The sequence below is a fragment of the Neolewinella aurantiaca genome (assembly GCF_008014675.1).
Lineage (GTDB): Bacteria > Bacteroidota > Bacteroidia > Chitinophagales > Saprospiraceae > Neolewinella > Neolewinella aurantiaca.
In genome coordinates, this window is the sequence record NZ_VOXD01000003.1 from 12,956 (window position 1) to 30,618 (window position 17,663).

Here is a 17,663-nt window from a genome sequence, read left to right on the forward strand (position 1 = left end):
TTTTTGAGTAGTTCGCTTACTTAGCGGCAAGATAGATGCGTTTGTTCGGAAGCCAGGTTAACTCAGGGTTAAGTCTGAAAAGAGTCGCTGGTATAAAGGGCCCGATTTGCACTCATGTTGTATCTTGGTAGATTATACTGCATCTCCCTTACTTCGCTGATTATGAACCATTCAATTGGCGAACTGAGAAAAGCCAGCCTGCTAGATCGCCAGAATGGATGCCATCCGGATCAGAGCCTCGCGTGGTTGTTTCTGCTTCGTGATGGATTCTTCGAAGGGGCAGGTGAAGATGTTATCGTTTACGATGCCGATAGCAACGTTTTCCTCGCCCTCCAGAAGACGGTTTACGGCATGGTGTCCAAGGCGACTGGCAAGTACCCGGTCCAGGGCCGTCGGGGCTCCGCCCCGCTGCAGGTGACCGATCACCGTAACCTTAGGCTCCATACTGGCCAGTTCGTCTTTGATCAGGGCCGATACTCCCGCAGCACCACCCAGGTGGTGCCCTTCTGCGACGACGATGACACTGAAGAGTTTGCCCCGCGCCTTGTTTTTACGAAGAACTGTCTTGAGGTCTTCAATATTGGTCTCTGCTTCGGGAATCAGAACTGAGCTAGCTCCGGAGCCAATTGCCGTATGCAAAGCGATGTAACCGGAGTGGCGGCCCATCACCTCAACGAAGAAAAGGCGGTTATGGCTGTCGGCTGTATCCCGAATCTTATCAACTGCTTCAATGGCTGTATTCACGGCAGTGTCGAAACCAATGGTGTAGTCTGTTCCGTAGAGGTCGTTGTCGATCGTTCCGGGAACGCCGATGAAGGGAATGTCGTATTCTTCACTGAAAACCTTGGCGCCGGTAAAGGTGCCGTTTCCGCCGATGGCGATACAGGCGTCAATGTCGTACGCCTTCAGATGATCAGCGGCCATTGCTCGCCCTTCGGGCGTCATGAATCGCATCGAGCGGGCGGTCCGTAAAACGGTTCCTCCGCGTTGGATGATGTTGGCTACGTCGCGGCGCTCCATTCTTTTAAAGTGCCCGTCAATCATGCCCTCGTAACCACGTTCGATTCCGTAGACGTGGAGTTTGTTCCATGCTGCAGTTCTGACCACGGCGCGTACGGCGGCGTTCATGCCCGGAGCGTCTCCTCCAGAGGTGAACACAGCTATTCTTCGGATATTTTCTCTTTTCATGTATGTTTTCTTGGGGCGGCAATTACGACAGCGCAAAATTACAAATAACCAGTTGAATAAGTGAGTTGCGAGATCTCCTCATTCTGTGCCCGGGCATTCCGGATCGATACCGTCCGGGCCCATCAAGATCAACGGGCTCACCCGGCGGATAGTGCCTTACTTGAAGGTTGCCACCGAGCGGTGGAAATCGGCAAGGGCTTCAATCGGTTTGTGTACAAACCGACCAACTTTCAGGTCGCGCTCGTGCATGGCGGCCAGTAAGATGGGTTTGAAGTGGAAGGCTATTGAACCGATGAAACTGACCGGCAGGTCCAGGTGACCCCGGTACTTACGAACGTGGCGGTCCAGGAATTCGGCAAAACTGGTGAATACTATTTTTTGAATCAACGGATGGTCCTGGTGCTCACCCATAAACCGGGTAAAGCTGGCCAGGTAGGTGTTGGGGATGTCAGACTCGTAAACCTTATCGAGGATGTCCGATTTGTCGACTTTCGCAAATTTCTCAAAGGCATCGGTCAGTTCATCGTCCAGCTCCCGGTAAAAGTAGGTGCGCAGGAGGGCTTTTCCGAGGTGGGAGCCACTGCCTTCATCACCCAGCATGAAGCCGAGGTTGGTAACGTTGTCCGTCACGTCGTCTCCGTCGTAAGAACAAGTGTTGGAGCCCGTTCCCAGGATACAGGCAATACCGGGGTTACGGCCGCAGGCCGCGCGGGCAGCACCCAGCAAATCGTGCATAACCAGAACTTTTGCCTCCGGCCAGCTTTGTTGAATCCGGTCCTGAATTACCTGCTTTCGCTTATAATCCCAACAACCGGCACCATAGTAGTGTACTTCTTTTGGCGACAGGCCGGGAAGAAGTTCTGTGGTAAGGCGGTCCATTTCCCCATGGAATAATTCTTTGGGATGAACCACTGGGTTGTACCCCGCGGTATGTACGTAAGAGGTCTCGCCGTCTTTGGCAACCCAGGCCCAATCGGCCTTGGTAGACCCAGAATCCGCAATTAATAACATGATGGATATTTTAGCCCGGCGAAGGTAGTGTATATTTTACACTAAGTAGGGCGGGCACGCAGGTGCAGAGAAAGTTTTAAAGCATGTTCGCACCTGATTTTTCTTTCCGGGCATCTTTTTAGGTTCGGTCAGGTTGGCTATCAGGCTCCCCCGGAAGGTCATGAACCACAGAAGGATGTTTGAAAACAAAAAGTTTTGAATTGTTTTATTTTTAAAACAAAAAGGTTTATATTTGTGATGGTGTCGCTTTTTTTCAAACATTTATTTACAGACCCTTCTTATTTTCTGGTTGCAAAAACAAAAGAATATGTCAGTTTCTTCTACTCCCCAATCCACGAGGGTGGAGCGCTTTTCTGCAAAAGCTCTCAGTTATGGCGCTTACTACGCTGTGGAAATTTTCCTGATTGCACTAATCCTGTATTTCTGCATCAGCAGAGGGCTGAGTTTCAGTGTGGATATATACGACCCTATGCCGGGCGGCGAAACTGCGGTGCTGTCGGAGGCGTCGGTAGGTAAAGGCTGGCTGTCCGGAGTGGAGGCCTCTGCCTCTGCTCTTCTGGCCTCTTTCATTGCACCTGCTGCCGAGCCTGCTTCGTCAACTTCCGAAAAGACGGTCGCTATTGCCTCGGCCCACGATGGTTTCAACGAAGTTGCACGAACCGATGATCCTGCTCCGCACATCAGTAATCTGACTTTAGTACTCAGCCCTGATTACGGAGAGCGGAAAGGCCTGCCCGCAACGATCATCAAAGCGAAGAAGGAGCGGGTTCAGAACTATTTGCGCCGCTACGCAGGAGCCGCCCAAAACGAAATGGCTGAATTTGGTATTCCTGCCAGCATCACGCTTGCTCAGGGTTTGTTGGAGTCGAATGCGGGAGACAGCAAGCTTGCCGTCAATTCCAACAATCATTTCGGGATCAAATGCAGGAGCAAGTGCCTCGGCTGTACCTGTCGTAATTACGGAGACGATACCCGTTATGATATGTTCCGCGTTTTCAATTCGGTAGCAGAGTCTTTCCGGGAGCACTCGAAGCTGCTCAACACCAAACGGTACGCTAAACTGAAGACCTACGGGACCGATTACGTAAAATGGGCCCACGGCCTGAAGGCCTGCGGCTACGCTACTGACAAAAACTACGGGCATAAACTGGTGAAAATCATCGAGAACCTCGGCCTGGATGCTTACGATAGAGTAGAAGCATGAGCCACTCGGCCGGCCATACTCTACGGTAGTATTTTCATCAGGCTTTGCTTAGTTGGCTTAGCCAGCTGAGCACGATTTTGTTGAAGCCTCTCCAGTCTTCGAGGTTGCAAAGGTGCCCACGGCCCTCCATTACAACCAATTCGGCCAGAGGCTGATGCTTCTTGTTGTAACGCCTGGCGGCATCGAGAAAGACGTGGTCCTGATCGCCGTTGACGAGGAGGCTTGGCGTTTTTAGCTTTCGGTCATAGAACTTTCCAACGACGCTGAAGAAGTCCTTATAAAGTCCCAGCCATTTGAGGAATTCGCCTGGCGCCAGCTTGAGCGATTGCTTACGGTACTGGACCCGGCTGAATTTGTGGTTCTTCCTTGGCATTACGATCAGGATGAAACCGTCGTATATCCACCTGAAAGGGACAAAGTAACTCATGAACTTTCCGAAGTGCGCAAAAGTGCTGATCCGCCAGTCGGCTTTGAATACGCCCCCGCACATAATCATTGTCTTCATCATCTCCGGGCGGAGAGCGTTGAGTTTCTGAAGGATGATACTGCCCAGAGAAAGTGCTATGAAGTGAGCACGCGTAACACCGGTATGATCGATAGTGCGGATCAGATCGTCGGCGATGATGTCAAAATCATAAACCCGGTAGCTTGGCTGAAGGTCCTTGCTGTAACCGTGGTCCCGCATGTCGATGAGCAGCAGATTGTAAAAAGGCTTGAAACCCTCGATCTGAAATTTCCAGGTGAGTGAGCTGCCGCCGGCACCGTGGATGAAAATCATCCATTCAGAATCGTCTTTGCCCGTTAAATGGGTGGTATAGTGGAGAAGGTCTTGCAAATGAGCATGCTTAAGTTGCAAATGTAACACGAGGATTACAGTTGTCTGGTAGTGATGGGTAAATCCTGGCCTGTATGAGAGCCATCGACATGAGTAATGGCAAAAGCCTGAAGCCGGTTGGCGGATCAGCCTGGAGAAGGCAATCTGGTCCGGAAAGGTACTTCAAAACCATTGTTAAGCCAATGTGCCTTAAATAATCTTAGAATAACGCATGTATTAACCCCGCATTAAATATTGATATACAGTCTATTATATTGAAGGGGCCTGCTTGTTAGTTTCTGGTCTGGGAATGATATTTACAGAGTCCACTCAGCGCGTCAGCGAATCCACCCGGAAGGGTGTTTTTATTTACAGTTTCGAGCCTATACCAAATGTCTTACTCTCGATTAAATCAATATATTCAGCTAGGTATTTTTCGCCTGGAAGATGTCTGCGTCCGGGTCCAGGACGGGATGGAAGGTTTTCTCCGTACCGCCGCTCTTGAAAAAGCATCAGATATAGAAGCCGTTTTTCGTTGGCTTCGAAAACGAAACATTCGCATCGCTCTCATCAGCGATGCCGATTATACCGATACTAACGTACTTCTCGAACGCCTTAATTGGGGCGTAGGGGAGGAGGAGCTGATCCAGTTGGTTGTTACCAGTCAGGAAAAGAAACTCAATCCGGTTCGTGATATTCTGGAAGCAGCAAATCTCACGGACGGGCAACTGGCGTTTTCGGTTCTTGATACGCCCCGCCTTCTTCAGTGTGCTCATTTCAGTAGAGTCCATTTCAATCTTGGCGTAACCAACGGCCGGTGTAGCTACGCCGAGTTAGCGGATACTCCGCACCATGCTTTACTTGATGGATCTGTCCAACTCCCTAATTTTCTTCTGGAAAATTTGCCGATGGTCAATACCTCGATCCGCACGATGGTAAACACTGACGCACGCCTCCCATTACTCTTCTTCCCGCGGACCCTAACTGATTTTATGTGGTAAGCAGGTTTCTTACGAGGGGGGCTGTTCAGCTCTTTGTCCGCAATGGATAAGGACGCAGGCGGTTAGTCGAACCCGATTTGCATCAAATCCTGCACTTAGAGTGTTACCTTTGCTCTCCAGTAAACTGCTAACACCATACTACATGAGCTTTTTCAAGAAGTTTTTCAATAAAGAGAAGAAAGAAGACCTCGATAAAGGCCTGGAAAAAACCAAGGCCGGCTTCTTCAACAAGATCAGCAGAGCAGTTGCGGGTAAGGACACTGTAGACGAGGAGGTTCTGGATGAACTGGAGTCTATCCTGATCTCAAGTGACGTGGGGCTGGACACCACAATTAAAATCATCGAGCGGATCGAGGCACGCGTCGCTGAAGACAAATACGTAAACACCGGAGAACTCCATGAGATTCTGCGCAGCGAAATCGTAAACCTGCTCGCTGAGCAAAACGACGTCGATTACGAAGATTACGTTTTGCCTCCTACCGAGGGGGACGGCCCTGCCATCATCCTTGTTGTGGGCGTTAACGGAGTGGGTAAAACTACTACTATCGGCAAGATAGCCAACCAGTATCAGCTCCAGGGAAAGAAGGTAGTGCTCGGCGCAGCCGACACCTTCCGGGCCGCTGCGGTAGATCAGCTGAAAATCTGGTCGGAACGCGTAGGTTGTGAATTCTACTCAAAGGGAATGTACACCGATCCGGCAGCAGTAGCGTATGAGACCACCAAATATGCAGTAGACAACAACTGCGACGTAGCGATAATCGATACGGCAGGACGCTTGCACACGAAGTTCAACCTGATGAAGGAACTCTCTAAAATTAAAAGGTCTATCACTAAGGCTCTTCCTTCGGCCCCGCACCAGGTCTTGCTGGTATTAGACGCCACTACGGGCCAAAACGCCATTGAGCAAGCTAAGGCTTTTACTGAAGCGACTGACGTAACAGCGTTGGCACTTACTAAGCTGGACGGTACAGCAAAGGGTGGTGTGGCGATTGGAATTACCGATTCTTTCCGCGTTCCGATTCGTTATATCGGCGTGGGAGAGGGCATAGATCACCTCCAGATATTCAACAAACGGGCCTTTGTGGATAGCCTGTTTGGCAGCGAAATGAAAATTTCTTGATTTTTTTTTGCTATTCCGTGCACATATTTTAAAAGAGGCAGTTTACCCTTCCGAATCGCGCAAACGAAAGAAGCCGATGACATCCGGCAAGATGAAATCGGCTCCTGTTTTCTTAGTGTGATTCGTAAGCTTCGGCGAGGACCACGGCAATGGTTATTCTCGTTGAAGTCAGATTTTTTTACTCTCTAATTCAGCATCCTTAATTCAGTGAACGGAAGGAGGAAGCTGTGACATACAATCCACACTCTTATGTACAAAGTAAACTGCTTACTTTTGTCAACAATGCTGATGTTGACATTGGCAAACGCCTCACTCTTAGCACAAGGTACCACTTACGAAGTTAATTTTGCAAGTATTGCCTTTGTTAATCTCGAATTAAATGAAGATTGCACGCGGGATGTCATTTATATGAATCTCCTTACCGGCAACTCAGATGTAGATGGCGACGGTATCGTCCCTCCTCAGGAAGCATTCATTATTGAAATAGACGATAACTCTCCGGATAACGGCCCCATAGTTGATGGCTGCGGAATGTTCAACTACACCATCCGCCCCAACCCTGATAGTTCTGTTGTTGGCTTCACCTTCGGCTCCGGTACAATTACCGCCCGTGACGCAACGCCTCCTCAGCAATTTGGAACCGCTACCCCTAATATCGGGCCTTTCTTTACTCCTCAATTGCAGGAACTCACGATCAACACACTGCCCGCGAGTATCTCGCGTACTTTTATGGTTGACGGAGCATCCGGCTTCCCCCTCATGAACTCCCTCTCCGGAGAACTGATGAACCGCCTCCTCGCGGGTGGCATCATCCCGCGTTTCACGGATGCATGTTCCGATGTAACGGTTGTCGTATCTGACGAAATCATCAACACCGGCGCCTGCGAAGACATCATCATCCGTCGCAGCTTTATGGCTACCGACGCCAGTGCCGACTGCATCTCTCCCAACCCCGCAGGAAATAACGGAACAACTACGGTGACCTACGATATAGTGCTCGAACGGCCGAATTCAGCCAACGTCATCGCTCCCATCGATCTCGTAACTTACGAGTGTAACGATCCTGCACTGGCCGGCGGTAACTTCCCCGATCCCGATCCCGAAGATTACCCTTTCCTCAATGGTCCCAACGGACCAGTCTACCTCAATGAGATTTATGGTAACGTTGGTGCATCTTTCACCAATAGCGGTGCCGTCCAAATCTGTAATAACACCATCAAGTATGTTCGTACTTATACCGTCATTGACTGGTGCGATACGGATAATGTCCAGACTTTCACTCAGTTAGTAAAGGTGGGCGATACCGGAGCACCTACCATCGTAGCTCCTACCCAGGACCTTGACTTCGACCTGCTGCCAGACGACGGACCGCTTGTGTTCAGTACCAACGCTCCCGGATGTGGTGCCTACCTGACAACCAATATGGCCGGACTAAGCATCACCGATGGCTGTTCCGCTCTAATGACCGTTACTGCGTTCGTTCTCATCAATGGCGATGAAGACAACATCAGCGGCGCCATCAACGTCTACGCTTCAAGCGCAACCGACCGCCTGACCCCCTTCCTGCCCGCAGGCCCTCACATCATTCGTTACGTAGCAGAGGATGAGTGCGGCAACCAGACTACTTCTGATCTCGACATTGTAGTGGAAGATCGCTCCGGTCCGGTAATGATCGTTGAAGACGCTCTCAATGTTGCCCTCAGCAGCAGTGGCTTCGCCACCGTGAACGCTACCGACCTTGACGAAGGCTCTTACGATGACTGTACTGATATCACGCTTGAGATCGCTTTCGCAAACATCAACTCCCTGATGCCAATCGGTGCCTACGGACCAAGCATTACCCTCAGTTGTGTTGATCTCGATCAGGTAGTGACGGGAATCCCCGTCATCATCCGCGGAACGGATGAGAACGGCAACACCAACACCCGGATGTCTGTACTTAATGTTGTAGACAACACCGCTCCTATCTGTATCGCACCTGGTAACCTCAACCTCACCTGTAGCGAAGCCGACGCCATGCTGCCGGAAGATGTAAACGCTGTTTACAATACTGATCCGGAAGGAACAGTACAAATGTTCGACCAACTCTTCGGTGAAGTCACTACCCTGGATAACTGTGGCAATGAATACTCGGCTCAGAACATCGTCGCCAACATCAACGACTGCGGAACGGGTACCATTAACCGCTCTTTCACCGTAACCGACGGGCAGGGCTTCGTATCTGCTCCGGGATGTGAACAAATCATCAGCATCCGCGGCGTACGGAATTATACGGTAGAATTCCCGGGAGATGCATCCGCTACCTGTGGGTTGATGCCTGACGTGAATGACTTCGTCTACACGCCACTCGGCTGCGATATGGTTGTCTCCTATGTGGAAGTCGATACCTTCTTCGCGGCATCTGATGCATGTTTCAAGATCCGGCGTACGATCGAAATTATCAACTGGTGCGAGTACGATGGCAACGGAGATTTTTACACCATCCGCCGCGATGCCGATAATGACGGTAACTATGAAGAATCCACCTTCCTGCACGTCATCCCTAACGGTAATACGGACGCAGGAGACGACGTCGCAGTACTGGACCAGGATAGTGACCGGGATAACCTCAACAACATCGGTTTCCTCGATGTCGACGACAACTTCGGTGCCTTCGGCACGGACAGCGATAATGACGGAGATACCGGCTACGCAGATTCCGAAAGCCGTGGAGCCTTCCGTTACGTTCAGTTCATCAAGGTGTACGACAACATCGCCCCAACCATCACGAATATTTCTTCTGATGTCGCAAACAGCGAAGACTGTAACGGAGGAGGTATTCAGATCGATTACACCATTACCGACGACTGCGTTGGCGCAAACCTCAGTACGAACGTTGAACTCGACCTCAACTTCGTTGCCGGCGGAGGCTTCTCGGCTACCCGTGAACTAACGTCTGACGAAGTAATCGGCGACGGTAACGGCAACTACAACGTAATCCTCTCAGGATTACCCGTAGGAGAGCACGCTATCCGGGTGGCAGCAACCGATGGCTGCGGCAACGTCAATGGTCGGATCATTCAGTTCGATATTCAGGACAACAGCACCGTAACCCCGATTTGTATCGGGCGCCTGACCTTCGTTCTGATGAACGACGGTGCCGGTGGCGGTTCCGCACTTGTCGAAGCGGACGACTTCGTCGTGAGCCTCAACGGAAACTGTAATAACGTAGACGTTGACTATTCTATCTACCGCGACTTTGAATACAACGACCCCAACTTTGTTCCCGGCACCAACAGAACCGACTTCCCGGTCAGTTGTGACGACGTAGGTGACATCCTCGTTCAGGTATACGCATTCACGCCGAACGGTCAGGCGGGCCTGTGTAATGCAACTGCTGTAATCGAGCCCAGCTCTACGGTCAGCTGTACCGCAGCGAATGTAGCTTCTTTGTCGGGGTTCATTACCTCTCCGAGAAATGAGTTGCTCGACGGAATCGAAGTACACATCAGCGATATGGACACCATGGATGATATGCTGTACACCGACGCCAACGGAAGTTTCCTCTTCCCCGCACTTTCGGAAGGCCATGAGTACATGATTCGGCCTAGTATGCCCGACGAGGTGAACCTCGAAAGAATCAAGACCAGTGACATCACCATCATCGGTGCCCACGCCCTGGGAGCTATCCTGATCGAAGATCCCTACCGTATGATCGCGGCAGACGCGAACGGCGATGGATTCATCGACATCGGAGATATGATCGCTATTCGTCGGGTTATCCTCGGCATCGACGCAACGTTCACGGAAGGACCGACCTGGCGCTTCATCCGCCGCGACTTCGACCTGGAGGGACTGACCGAAGGGTGGGATCCGGATGTGTTCCCTACAACCTACCGGGTGGAAGAACTACTGGGACATAACCGTGAGGCTGATTTTGTAGCCATCGAAATTGGCGACGTATTCGTTCAGTCCACTGGTCGCGAAAGTCAACCACTCACCGCATCCGACGCAACGTTGGCCGTCGGAGAACGTATCGATCTTGACATCACTGCCCGGGACCTGGCCGGCTTCCAGGGAACTTTCGATGCAGCATCGGGTCTGGAAATCGAAGGCTGGAGCTCCGAAGTGCTCAGCGCCGGAAACGTCAACGATCGCTACCTCAGCCACGGCCTGCTTGCCGTAAGTTACAACGGCGATGAGCTCGAAGACAATGCCCCTGTACTTACTTTGCACCTGCGCGCCGCCGCCCCTGATGTCCGGATAAGTGACTATCTTAGCGTCACGGATCGAATGACCTACCCCGAGGCGATTCTGACGGGAGGCAATACGGCGACCTTAAGCCTTGAATTCAGCGAGACCACCGCGGGTGGAGCAGATGTTATACTGCACCAGAACTTCCCCAACCCCGTGGCCGCTCAGACCAACATCGTGTTTGAATTGCCCCGCGCCAGTGACGTAAAACTGGAAGTGCATGACCTCCAGGGCCGCATCGTTACGAAGCGGTCACTCGAAGGCCAGGCCGGACGCAATACAATCACCCTTTCGACCTTCGACGACCTGAATAATTATACCGGCGTTCTGACCTACACGATTACCGTGGGACAGACCCGCCTTACGAAACGCATGACCGTGGTTGCCGCCCGGTAATGCTGGTTCCCTGAGTGTGAACCAAAAGTTTTAGAGAGTAGCGCGACCCTGCCTTTTCCCTCGGGAATTGGTGGGGTTATGCTCTTTTATCTTCGTAACTGAACGGTCAAAGGAAATCGTTATGCAACTGGCGATCAGGAATACCTGATGTGCAATTCAGTTGTTGTCAGGGTGGCTTAGTGGATACGCTAACCGTATAACAACAGTGCCTGATTTACGGGCGCGGCCGCAGGTGCAAAGCCGGTTTTTAAATAAACAGGGTAGCGCGAAAGCCGTAGCATCCCTTATTTTACGCTTCTTACCCGTAAACATATCAAATGCCATTGAGCCTGCCTCCCGACCTCCGTAATCGCCTCCTGGCCCGCTTCGAGGGAGCCGAAGCTAGAGCGGTCCGGCTGGTCGACGAAGCAAGCAGCCTGAAGTCGGCCGCTGATCGCTGGCCGGCTCTGTTTCGGGAAACATGGGATAAATCTGCAGATCACCACCGTTTGTTTCTCCACGGAAGGTTACTCGATTACCCGCCGGCGGACGACGAAGAAACTGAAATGATTCAGCAATGGCTGGCGTTTGTTCGTCGCCAGAATGACGAGTCTGATGACAACCCCATCAAAACACTTGAGTTTCACGAGCTCATTGGCTCTTTTTATCCACGATTCATCGACGCCGGCGATACACCCGATCCGGTGGAAACGATGAGTAACCTGATCTCGGAGGTGCATCAGGCAATAAAGGATTACGGTGATGTGGACACAAAAGGTGACCTGGCAACATTGCTGCTGAATTGTATCGAAGTACTCAGCAGTTATTATGAGCAGCGCAACGATCTTTTGCAAGCGGTGGCTCACGCAAATATGGCGGTAATCAAAGCAGAGGATTTTGGCCGGAGAGGCCGGGCGATGAAAAACCGGTGTCGGTCCGCAAAACTTCTCTTTGTCGGGTCCCGCAATATCGACGAAGCCCTCAACCTTGTTTTACCGATCTGGGAGGTGGTTCAGGACCGCCCTCCTTCGCTCGATCGGGCGGTCCTTGCGTACACCCTTGCGAAGGGATATGCACAAACCGGAGACCTGACTGAAACGAATTACTTCCTCGAAAAAATAGTTGCGGACCTGCGGGCAATTGGGCTTGGGCTCGATGAAGACGATACGGCAGCAGTATTTAACTCCTGGCTGAATACTCTCCCGTCCTGGGAGCCTCGGGCAAACTACACCCTGGAGCGGTTTATGGCTGCGGCTACACTCCATGGGCAGTATGCTACGCTTCGGGAAATAACCGTTCCTGCGCCCGAAGACAGGAAGTTCTGGCAGGAAAGGCGGGAACGTTGTCTCGATATGATCGAAAAGTGCCGCGAACTTCAGGCCTACCAGGAGCTGGTGGATCAGCACGTGATCGCCGGTCAGCCGATCCCCGCTTTTACTGCCTGGAACGAGCAAAGACTGGATCATGCGGCAAGTAACTTCAATCAGTGGCTGACTGCGATATATGACCGCTTCGAGGAAGGCGATCAGTCCGATGAATTACACACCGCGCTGTACACTAAACTTGAGGACGATACGGTGAAAAGTGATCTCGTAAACGAGATGTTGGTGTGGCAACTCATCGGAGAGTTTCACACCTGCCGCGGTGAGGTGGAAGATTCGGAGAAGGCTCTGAATACCGCCTACGAACTGGCAACAACTGCTAACCGGCTGGAAGAGCAGTTGCACATCCTGAAGCTGATGGTCGGTAACTACCTGGGGCCGGATCATATTGGGCAGCGCCTGGATACATGCCTGAGTGCTATTGACCTCATCGAGGCTGCAAGGGCAGACATCACCACGCCGTACCAGCGCAGTGCTTTTATTCAGGATAAGTACGAATTTTACGCGCTTTCCTTGAAGATCAGCTGGAAGAACAATGATACGGACCTGATGCTGGGGTTGATGGAGTTGGTGAAAGCCCGTGGGTACAAGGAAGCATTGCTGCGCCAGGGTGAAGAAGCAGAAGACCTGAAAGAGGAACTCGGTGCGTTGCACCGGCAAAGTATGGAGGCCGATCCTGAAACATTGGCCTCCGTTACCCGGAGGCGACAAATCCTGTACGACACCCGCTTGCTCCGGGCGCGGAGCCAACGGGAGCCTTTTGACTACCGGGCCGCCTCCTTTTTCAAAGTAACTGAAGGACTGGGCGAGGGAGAAGCAGTCCTCAACTACTGCGAGCTGATTGGAGGTGTCTGGTTCTTCCAGCTTATTACGGGCGACCGGTTGCTGGCGCAGGAATACCAGGTTGATGAAGAGTGGCTCCATGAGCACATTGCCGCCTTCGGCGGCGGGTTGCCAGCCGGATACCGCGGCCGGGCAATGGCCGGATATGTACCGAAATACAGGGATAGGACGTTCGCCCGCCCGGAGTTAAAACACAAGGAGCTGGCCGAATGGCTACTGCCGGACGAGTTCCGGGAGGCGCTCATTGGTTGCCGGCATTTACGGATTTGTCCTCATCATGAGTTGCACGCAGTGCCGTTTCATGCCTTGCCGTATGAAGGTGGGTACCTGATTGAGCAGTTTGCCGTTAGCTACCTTCCCAACCTGAGTTGTCTGCCTTTAGCGCCGTCCTCCGGAAATGAGGGTGGGAGTGTCGCGCTGATTGGTACCGATTGCTTTGCTGACTTCAACGGCCAGGGACTGACTTCTTTGCCGGGCGCACTGGCCGAGGTGAATGAACTCGCAGCGTACTACAACGACATCGGTGTGCCGGTGCTGAACTTCAACGGAGAGGCGGCGCGGCGCGAGCACATTCTTAGTCGGGACGCCGTACAGGAGCTGGAAACGTGTCGCGTGGTTCACCTGGCGGTTCACGGAGAAGACCCTTTGGCGGAAAGCCCGATGGATGCCCGCCTTTTCCTCCGGGATGGCTTTATCGACGGATTCGACGTGTCGTTGCTGCGCCTCTCCGCTGAGGTGGTGGTGCTGAGTGCATGCTTTGCGGGAGCACGGCCGCAGGCCGTGAGGGGCTTTGATGAGCTGGCTGCTGATGATATGTACGGTTTGCAGTCGGCCTTTTTCTCTGCCGGTGCCAGCAGTGTTCTCGGAGCACTCTGGCCGGTAGAGGACCAGACCGGGAAGGAACTCATGGTTGCCTTTCACCAGCACCTGCAGGGGCACAGCCCTGCGGAGGCATTACGGCTGGCGACGCTTGAGTATTTGCGGCTCGCTCCTCCGGAGCGGCGGGGAGTTGTTTACTGGGGGAGCTTCTTTTTGGTGGAAGGGTAGGGTTGTTGGTTTATTGTTCCATCGTTTTGGTGGAAGCAACGCTTTCTTCAACCCAGCCGGCACCTGCGTTTATCGCCCCAAAACCGGCAAGTTCCCAAATGTCAGAACCAATGCATCCTGTTATGCAAATTAAATGTACCTTCATCGCCTCTAAAAGCCGATTTTTCGTCGGTTGGCGGACTGGCCACTCTCTACTTTATGTAAGGTCAGGTTTTAACTTAATCAACTAACCAATCAACTGAATATGCGAAAGCAAACCGTAAAATGGTTTCTACCATTTCTGCTCCTGCTCCCGGTGTTATCCTGGGCGCAAGACGAACGCCCTCCCGTCACGAGGGCTTTTTTTATTGACAATGCCTTCATCATGCAAGAACCCGGCAAGGTCATTGACCTTGGTTCGGTGGTTATCCGCAACGGCCTCATCGAGGCTGTGGGTAAAGGTCTGAAAGCTCCCCTGGACGCTAAAACATTAGAAGGTGATTCTCTGTACGTTTACGCGGGCTTTATCGAAGGTCTCTCCCACACAGGAGTGCCGAAACCAAAGCAGCCGGAACGCGGCAGCCGTCCGGAAGTGAAAGATCCGGGTAACCCTCCTAACTCAGTCGCCGGTATTCAGCCGGAGCGCTCGGTAACGGATATGATGAAGGCGGACGATAAGTCGGTGTCCGATATGCGGGCTCTTGGCTTCACCGCCGCTCATGTGGTTCCTTACGGTGGTATGCTGCCCGGGCAGGGAGCCATCGTTCTGCTCGGCGGAGACGATGAACGCGAAATGGTTCTGCGCACGAACACTTCGCTGTACTCCGCCTTCGAAGGTGGGCGCCGGGTTTACCCGTCTACCACTATGGCCATTATGTCTAAGTACCGTGAACTGTACATGCAGGCTGAACAGGTAAAAGGCCAGTCAGATAAGTACGCAACGAACGCCCGCGGAATGAACCGGCCGGAGTACGACGAAGTACTCGAGGCTTTCTTCCCGGTTATCGATAAAAAGATGCCCGTCTTTTTCGAAGTTGACGACGTAAAAGAAGTTCACCGGGCAATTGGCCTGTCAAAAGAACTTGGCTTCGACCTGGTACTGGCAGAAATGACCCGCGGACAACTGGTGATGGACAAACTCAAAGCCACCTCAACCCCCGTGTTCCTTAGCCTGGACCTTCCAAAAGAGAAGAAAGAGGACAAGAAAAAAGGTGGGAAAGGAAAAGGAGATAAGAAAGACGCCGATGAAAAAAAGGACAAGAAGAAAGGAGACAAAGAAATGTCTCCTGAGAAAAAGATGATACTTGACCAGGCCGAAGCCCGGCGGGATGCTTCCCGCAAAGAACTCGAAGAGCAAGCGGCAATGTTGGCCAAAGGAGGAGTCGATTTTGGCTTCTCAACCCTGAATGTGAAAGCAGGTGAAATCCGTGCACACCTTGGGCGCATGATCAAAGCTGGCCTTACCGAAGACCAGGCCCTGGCTGCACTCACCACCACGCCCGCTAAAATGCTTGGTATCGCTGACGTGGCCGGTACCGTAGAAAAGGGAAAAATCGCTAACCTGGTCGTGACCGATAAGCCTTACTTCGCTGAAGGCTCCAACGTCCGCTACGTCATTGTAGATGGTACCCCCCACGAATACGAAGCCAAAAAGAAGAAAAAGAGCGGACTGTCCGACCCCAACGCTACGGTAAAAGCCGCTGGCGAATGGACAATCACGATCGACGTTCCCGGACAATCGACCGAGAGCACCCTCACCATCACCGATGACGGAGGAAGCCTGAGCGGAACAATGTCAGCCGAAGGCGAATCGCGGAGTCTCTCCGATGTTACGTTGGATGGTTCCAACCTCACCTTCGGCAGCCAGTTCGAAGCAGGCGGCCAGCGGATCAACCTGTCCTTCGATCTCATCATCGATGGCAACAACATCGAAGGCTCCGTTAAAGCGGGCAACTTTGGTTCTTTTGACGTAGAGGGTTCACGGACCCCGGAATAAAATCCGCTAGCACTGGCCTGAGCCAGTACCTCAAACACCATTCATTCACGCTTTGGAAATACCAGCATGAAAAAATATAATATAATTTTCCTTCTGCTTTTCGCAGTGGCCACATCAATGACGGCCCAGACAGAGAAAGGCAGCATCCATATCAAGAACGGAACCGTAATCACCATCACCAACGGGATTTTGGAGAATGCGGACGTTGTTATTACTGACGGCAAAATCACCGGAATCGGTAAGTCACTCAAGGCGCCTAAGGGAGCCAAAGTAGTTGATGCCACCGGACAGTTTGTAATGCCCGGCATCATTGATGCCCACTCTCACATCGCACTCGACGCGGTAAACGAAGCCACCAATATCGTTACCGCCGAGGTGGAAACAGGTGACGTACTCGACCCCCTCGACGTAGGGATTTACCGCGCTCTGGCCGGTGGCGTAACCGCCACCCACGCCATGCACGGATCAGCCAACGCAATTGGTGGGCAGTGCGAAACCATCAAACTTCGCTACGGTACTTACGATCCCGAAGAACTTAAGATGGAGGGAGCCCCCCGCACCATCAAGTTCGCACTTGGCGAAAACCCGATCCGCGTTCACGGCGAAGGCAACCGCCTGCACGCCCGCACCCGTATGGGGATAGAGCAGGTGTTTCGCAGAGCTTTCTCCGAAGCCCGGGATTACATGACCGCTCAGGAGGATTACAACAAAAAGATGACCTCAGACCCTCAGGCTGTTCCTCCGATGTACGACCGTCGTATGGAAGCGCTGGCCGACATCCTCCGGGGAGATATCATCATTCACTGTCACTCCTACCGGGCCGATGAAATCCTCATGCTGATGAACGTCTGTAAAGATTTTGGCATCGAGAAGATCGTTTACCAACACGTAAACGAAGGCTTTAAAGTTGCACCCGAACTCGCTGAGTTCGGCGCAATGGCTTCGGTCTTTGCCGATTGGTGGGCTTATAAGTTCGAAGTTTACTACTCCACCGCTTACAATGCCGCAATCCTGACCCGCAACGGTGTCGTGACGTCAATCAACTCTGACTCCGGAGACTACATCCGTCACCTCTATCACCAGGCCGGTAAAACCCAGCGCTACGGTAAACTGACCGATAACGAAGCCCTGCGCCTCATCACCCTCAACCCGGCCATTCAACTGGGGATCGAAGACAGGGTCGGCTCTCTTGAAAAAGGGAAAGACGGCGATATCGCCATCTTTAACGCTCATCCGCTGTCTGTCTATGCAGTCCCGCAAATGACCATCGTTGACGGCATCGTTCGCTTCGACATCAAAGAGGACAACAACGATATGCGTATGTCCGTAGACCCGGAAGATGTAGACGCTATGATGCTCGACTACGACCACGATCACCGGTGTATGGAAGGAGCAGCCGAAGAGCTGTTTCACCACTAATGTCAGGGGGTGAAGAACCGAGCAGCAGGAAACCAGCGCTTGGTTCTCTCC

10 protein-coding genes are annotated in these 17,663 nt (G+C 52.3%); 7 read left to right on the forward strand and 3 right to left on the reverse strand.

All coding sequences use genetic code 11. The features are described 5' to 3' along the window. Nucleotides 1–201: 201 nt before the first annotated feature. Both pfkA and FUA23_RS02355 read right to left on the reverse strand, forming a co-directional pair. Complete coding sequence (gene pfkA / locus FUA23_RS02350; RefSeq protein WP_187270856.1) at nucleotides 202–1,188, reverse strand: 6-phosphofructokinase; 987 nt, start codon at nucleotides 1,186–1,188, stop codon at nucleotides 202–204. A gap of 156 nt (nucleotides 1,189–1,344) precedes the next feature. Next, a complete protein-coding gene (locus FUA23_RS02355; RefSeq protein WP_147929110.1) occupies nucleotides 1,345–2,199 on the reverse strand; it encodes a hypothetical protein in 855 nt (284 codons plus the stop codon). Between the two features lie 307 nt (nucleotides 2,200–2,506). Between FUA23_RS02355 and FUA23_RS02360 the strand changes: the two genes are divergently transcribed. Continuing rightward, nucleotides 2,507–3,403, forward strand: a complete 897-nt coding sequence (locus tag FUA23_RS02360) for a glycoside hydrolase family 73 protein (protein WP_147929111.1) — start codon at nucleotides 2,507–2,509, stop codon at nucleotides 3,401–3,403. A 37-nt stretch (nucleotides 3,404–3,440) separates the two neighbouring features. Here the strand turns inward: FUA23_RS02360 and FUA23_RS02365 are convergent, their stop codons facing one another. After that, nucleotides 3,441–4,238 carry an alpha/beta fold hydrolase gene (locus FUA23_RS02365; RefSeq protein ID WP_147929112.1) on the reverse strand — a complete coding sequence of 266 codons (798 nt, stop codon included), beginning with the start codon at nucleotides 4,236–4,238 and terminating at the stop codon, nucleotides 3,441–3,443. Nucleotides 4,239–4,609: 371 nt separating this feature from the next. Here FUA23_RS02365 and FUA23_RS02370 point away from each other — a divergent pair, with 371 nt between their 5' ends. From FUA23_RS02370 to FUA23_RS02395, 6 genes are all read left to right on the forward strand, one after another. Next, on the forward strand, nucleotides 4,610–5,218 hold the full coding sequence (locus tag FUA23_RS02370; RefSeq protein ID WP_147929113.1) for a hypothetical protein: 609 nt from the start codon (nucleotides 4,610–4,612) through the stop codon (nucleotides 5,216–5,218). Between the two features lie 142 nt (nucleotides 5,219–5,360). Next, the gene (gene ftsY, locus FUA23_RS02375) at nucleotides 5,361–6,338 is read left to right on the forward strand and encodes a signal recognition particle-docking protein FtsY (RefSeq protein ID WP_147929114.1); all 978 of its coding nucleotides are present in this window, start codon (nucleotides 5,361–5,363) and stop codon (nucleotides 6,336–6,338) included. Between the two features lie 408 nt (nucleotides 6,339–6,746). Beyond that, entirely contained in the window at nucleotides 6,747–10,967 is a 4,221-nt protein-coding gene (locus FUA23_RS02380; RefSeq protein WP_187270857.1) for a T9SS type A sorting domain-containing protein, read from the forward strand. 317 nt (nucleotides 10,968–11,284) lie between these two features. Next, nucleotides 11,285–14,218, forward strand: coding sequence for a CHAT domain-containing protein (locus FUA23_RS02385; protein ID WP_147929116.1), 2,934 nt, complete (start codon nucleotides 11,285–11,287; stop codon nucleotides 14,216–14,218). Between the two features lie 244 nt (nucleotides 14,219–14,462). Next, nucleotides 14,463–16,193 carry an amidohydrolase family protein gene (locus FUA23_RS02390; RefSeq protein WP_147929117.1) on the forward strand — a complete coding sequence of 577 codons (1,731 nt, stop codon included), beginning with the start codon at nucleotides 14,463–14,465 and terminating at the stop codon, nucleotides 16,191–16,193. A 66-nt stretch (nucleotides 16,194–16,259) separates the two neighbouring features. Next, nucleotides 16,260–17,612 (forward strand): amidohydrolase family protein, encoded by a 1,353-nt coding sequence (locus FUA23_RS02395; RefSeq protein WP_147929118.1) that lies wholly within the window; start codon nucleotides 16,260–16,262, stop codon nucleotides 17,610–17,612. Nucleotides 17,613–17,663: the final 51 nt, after the last annotated feature.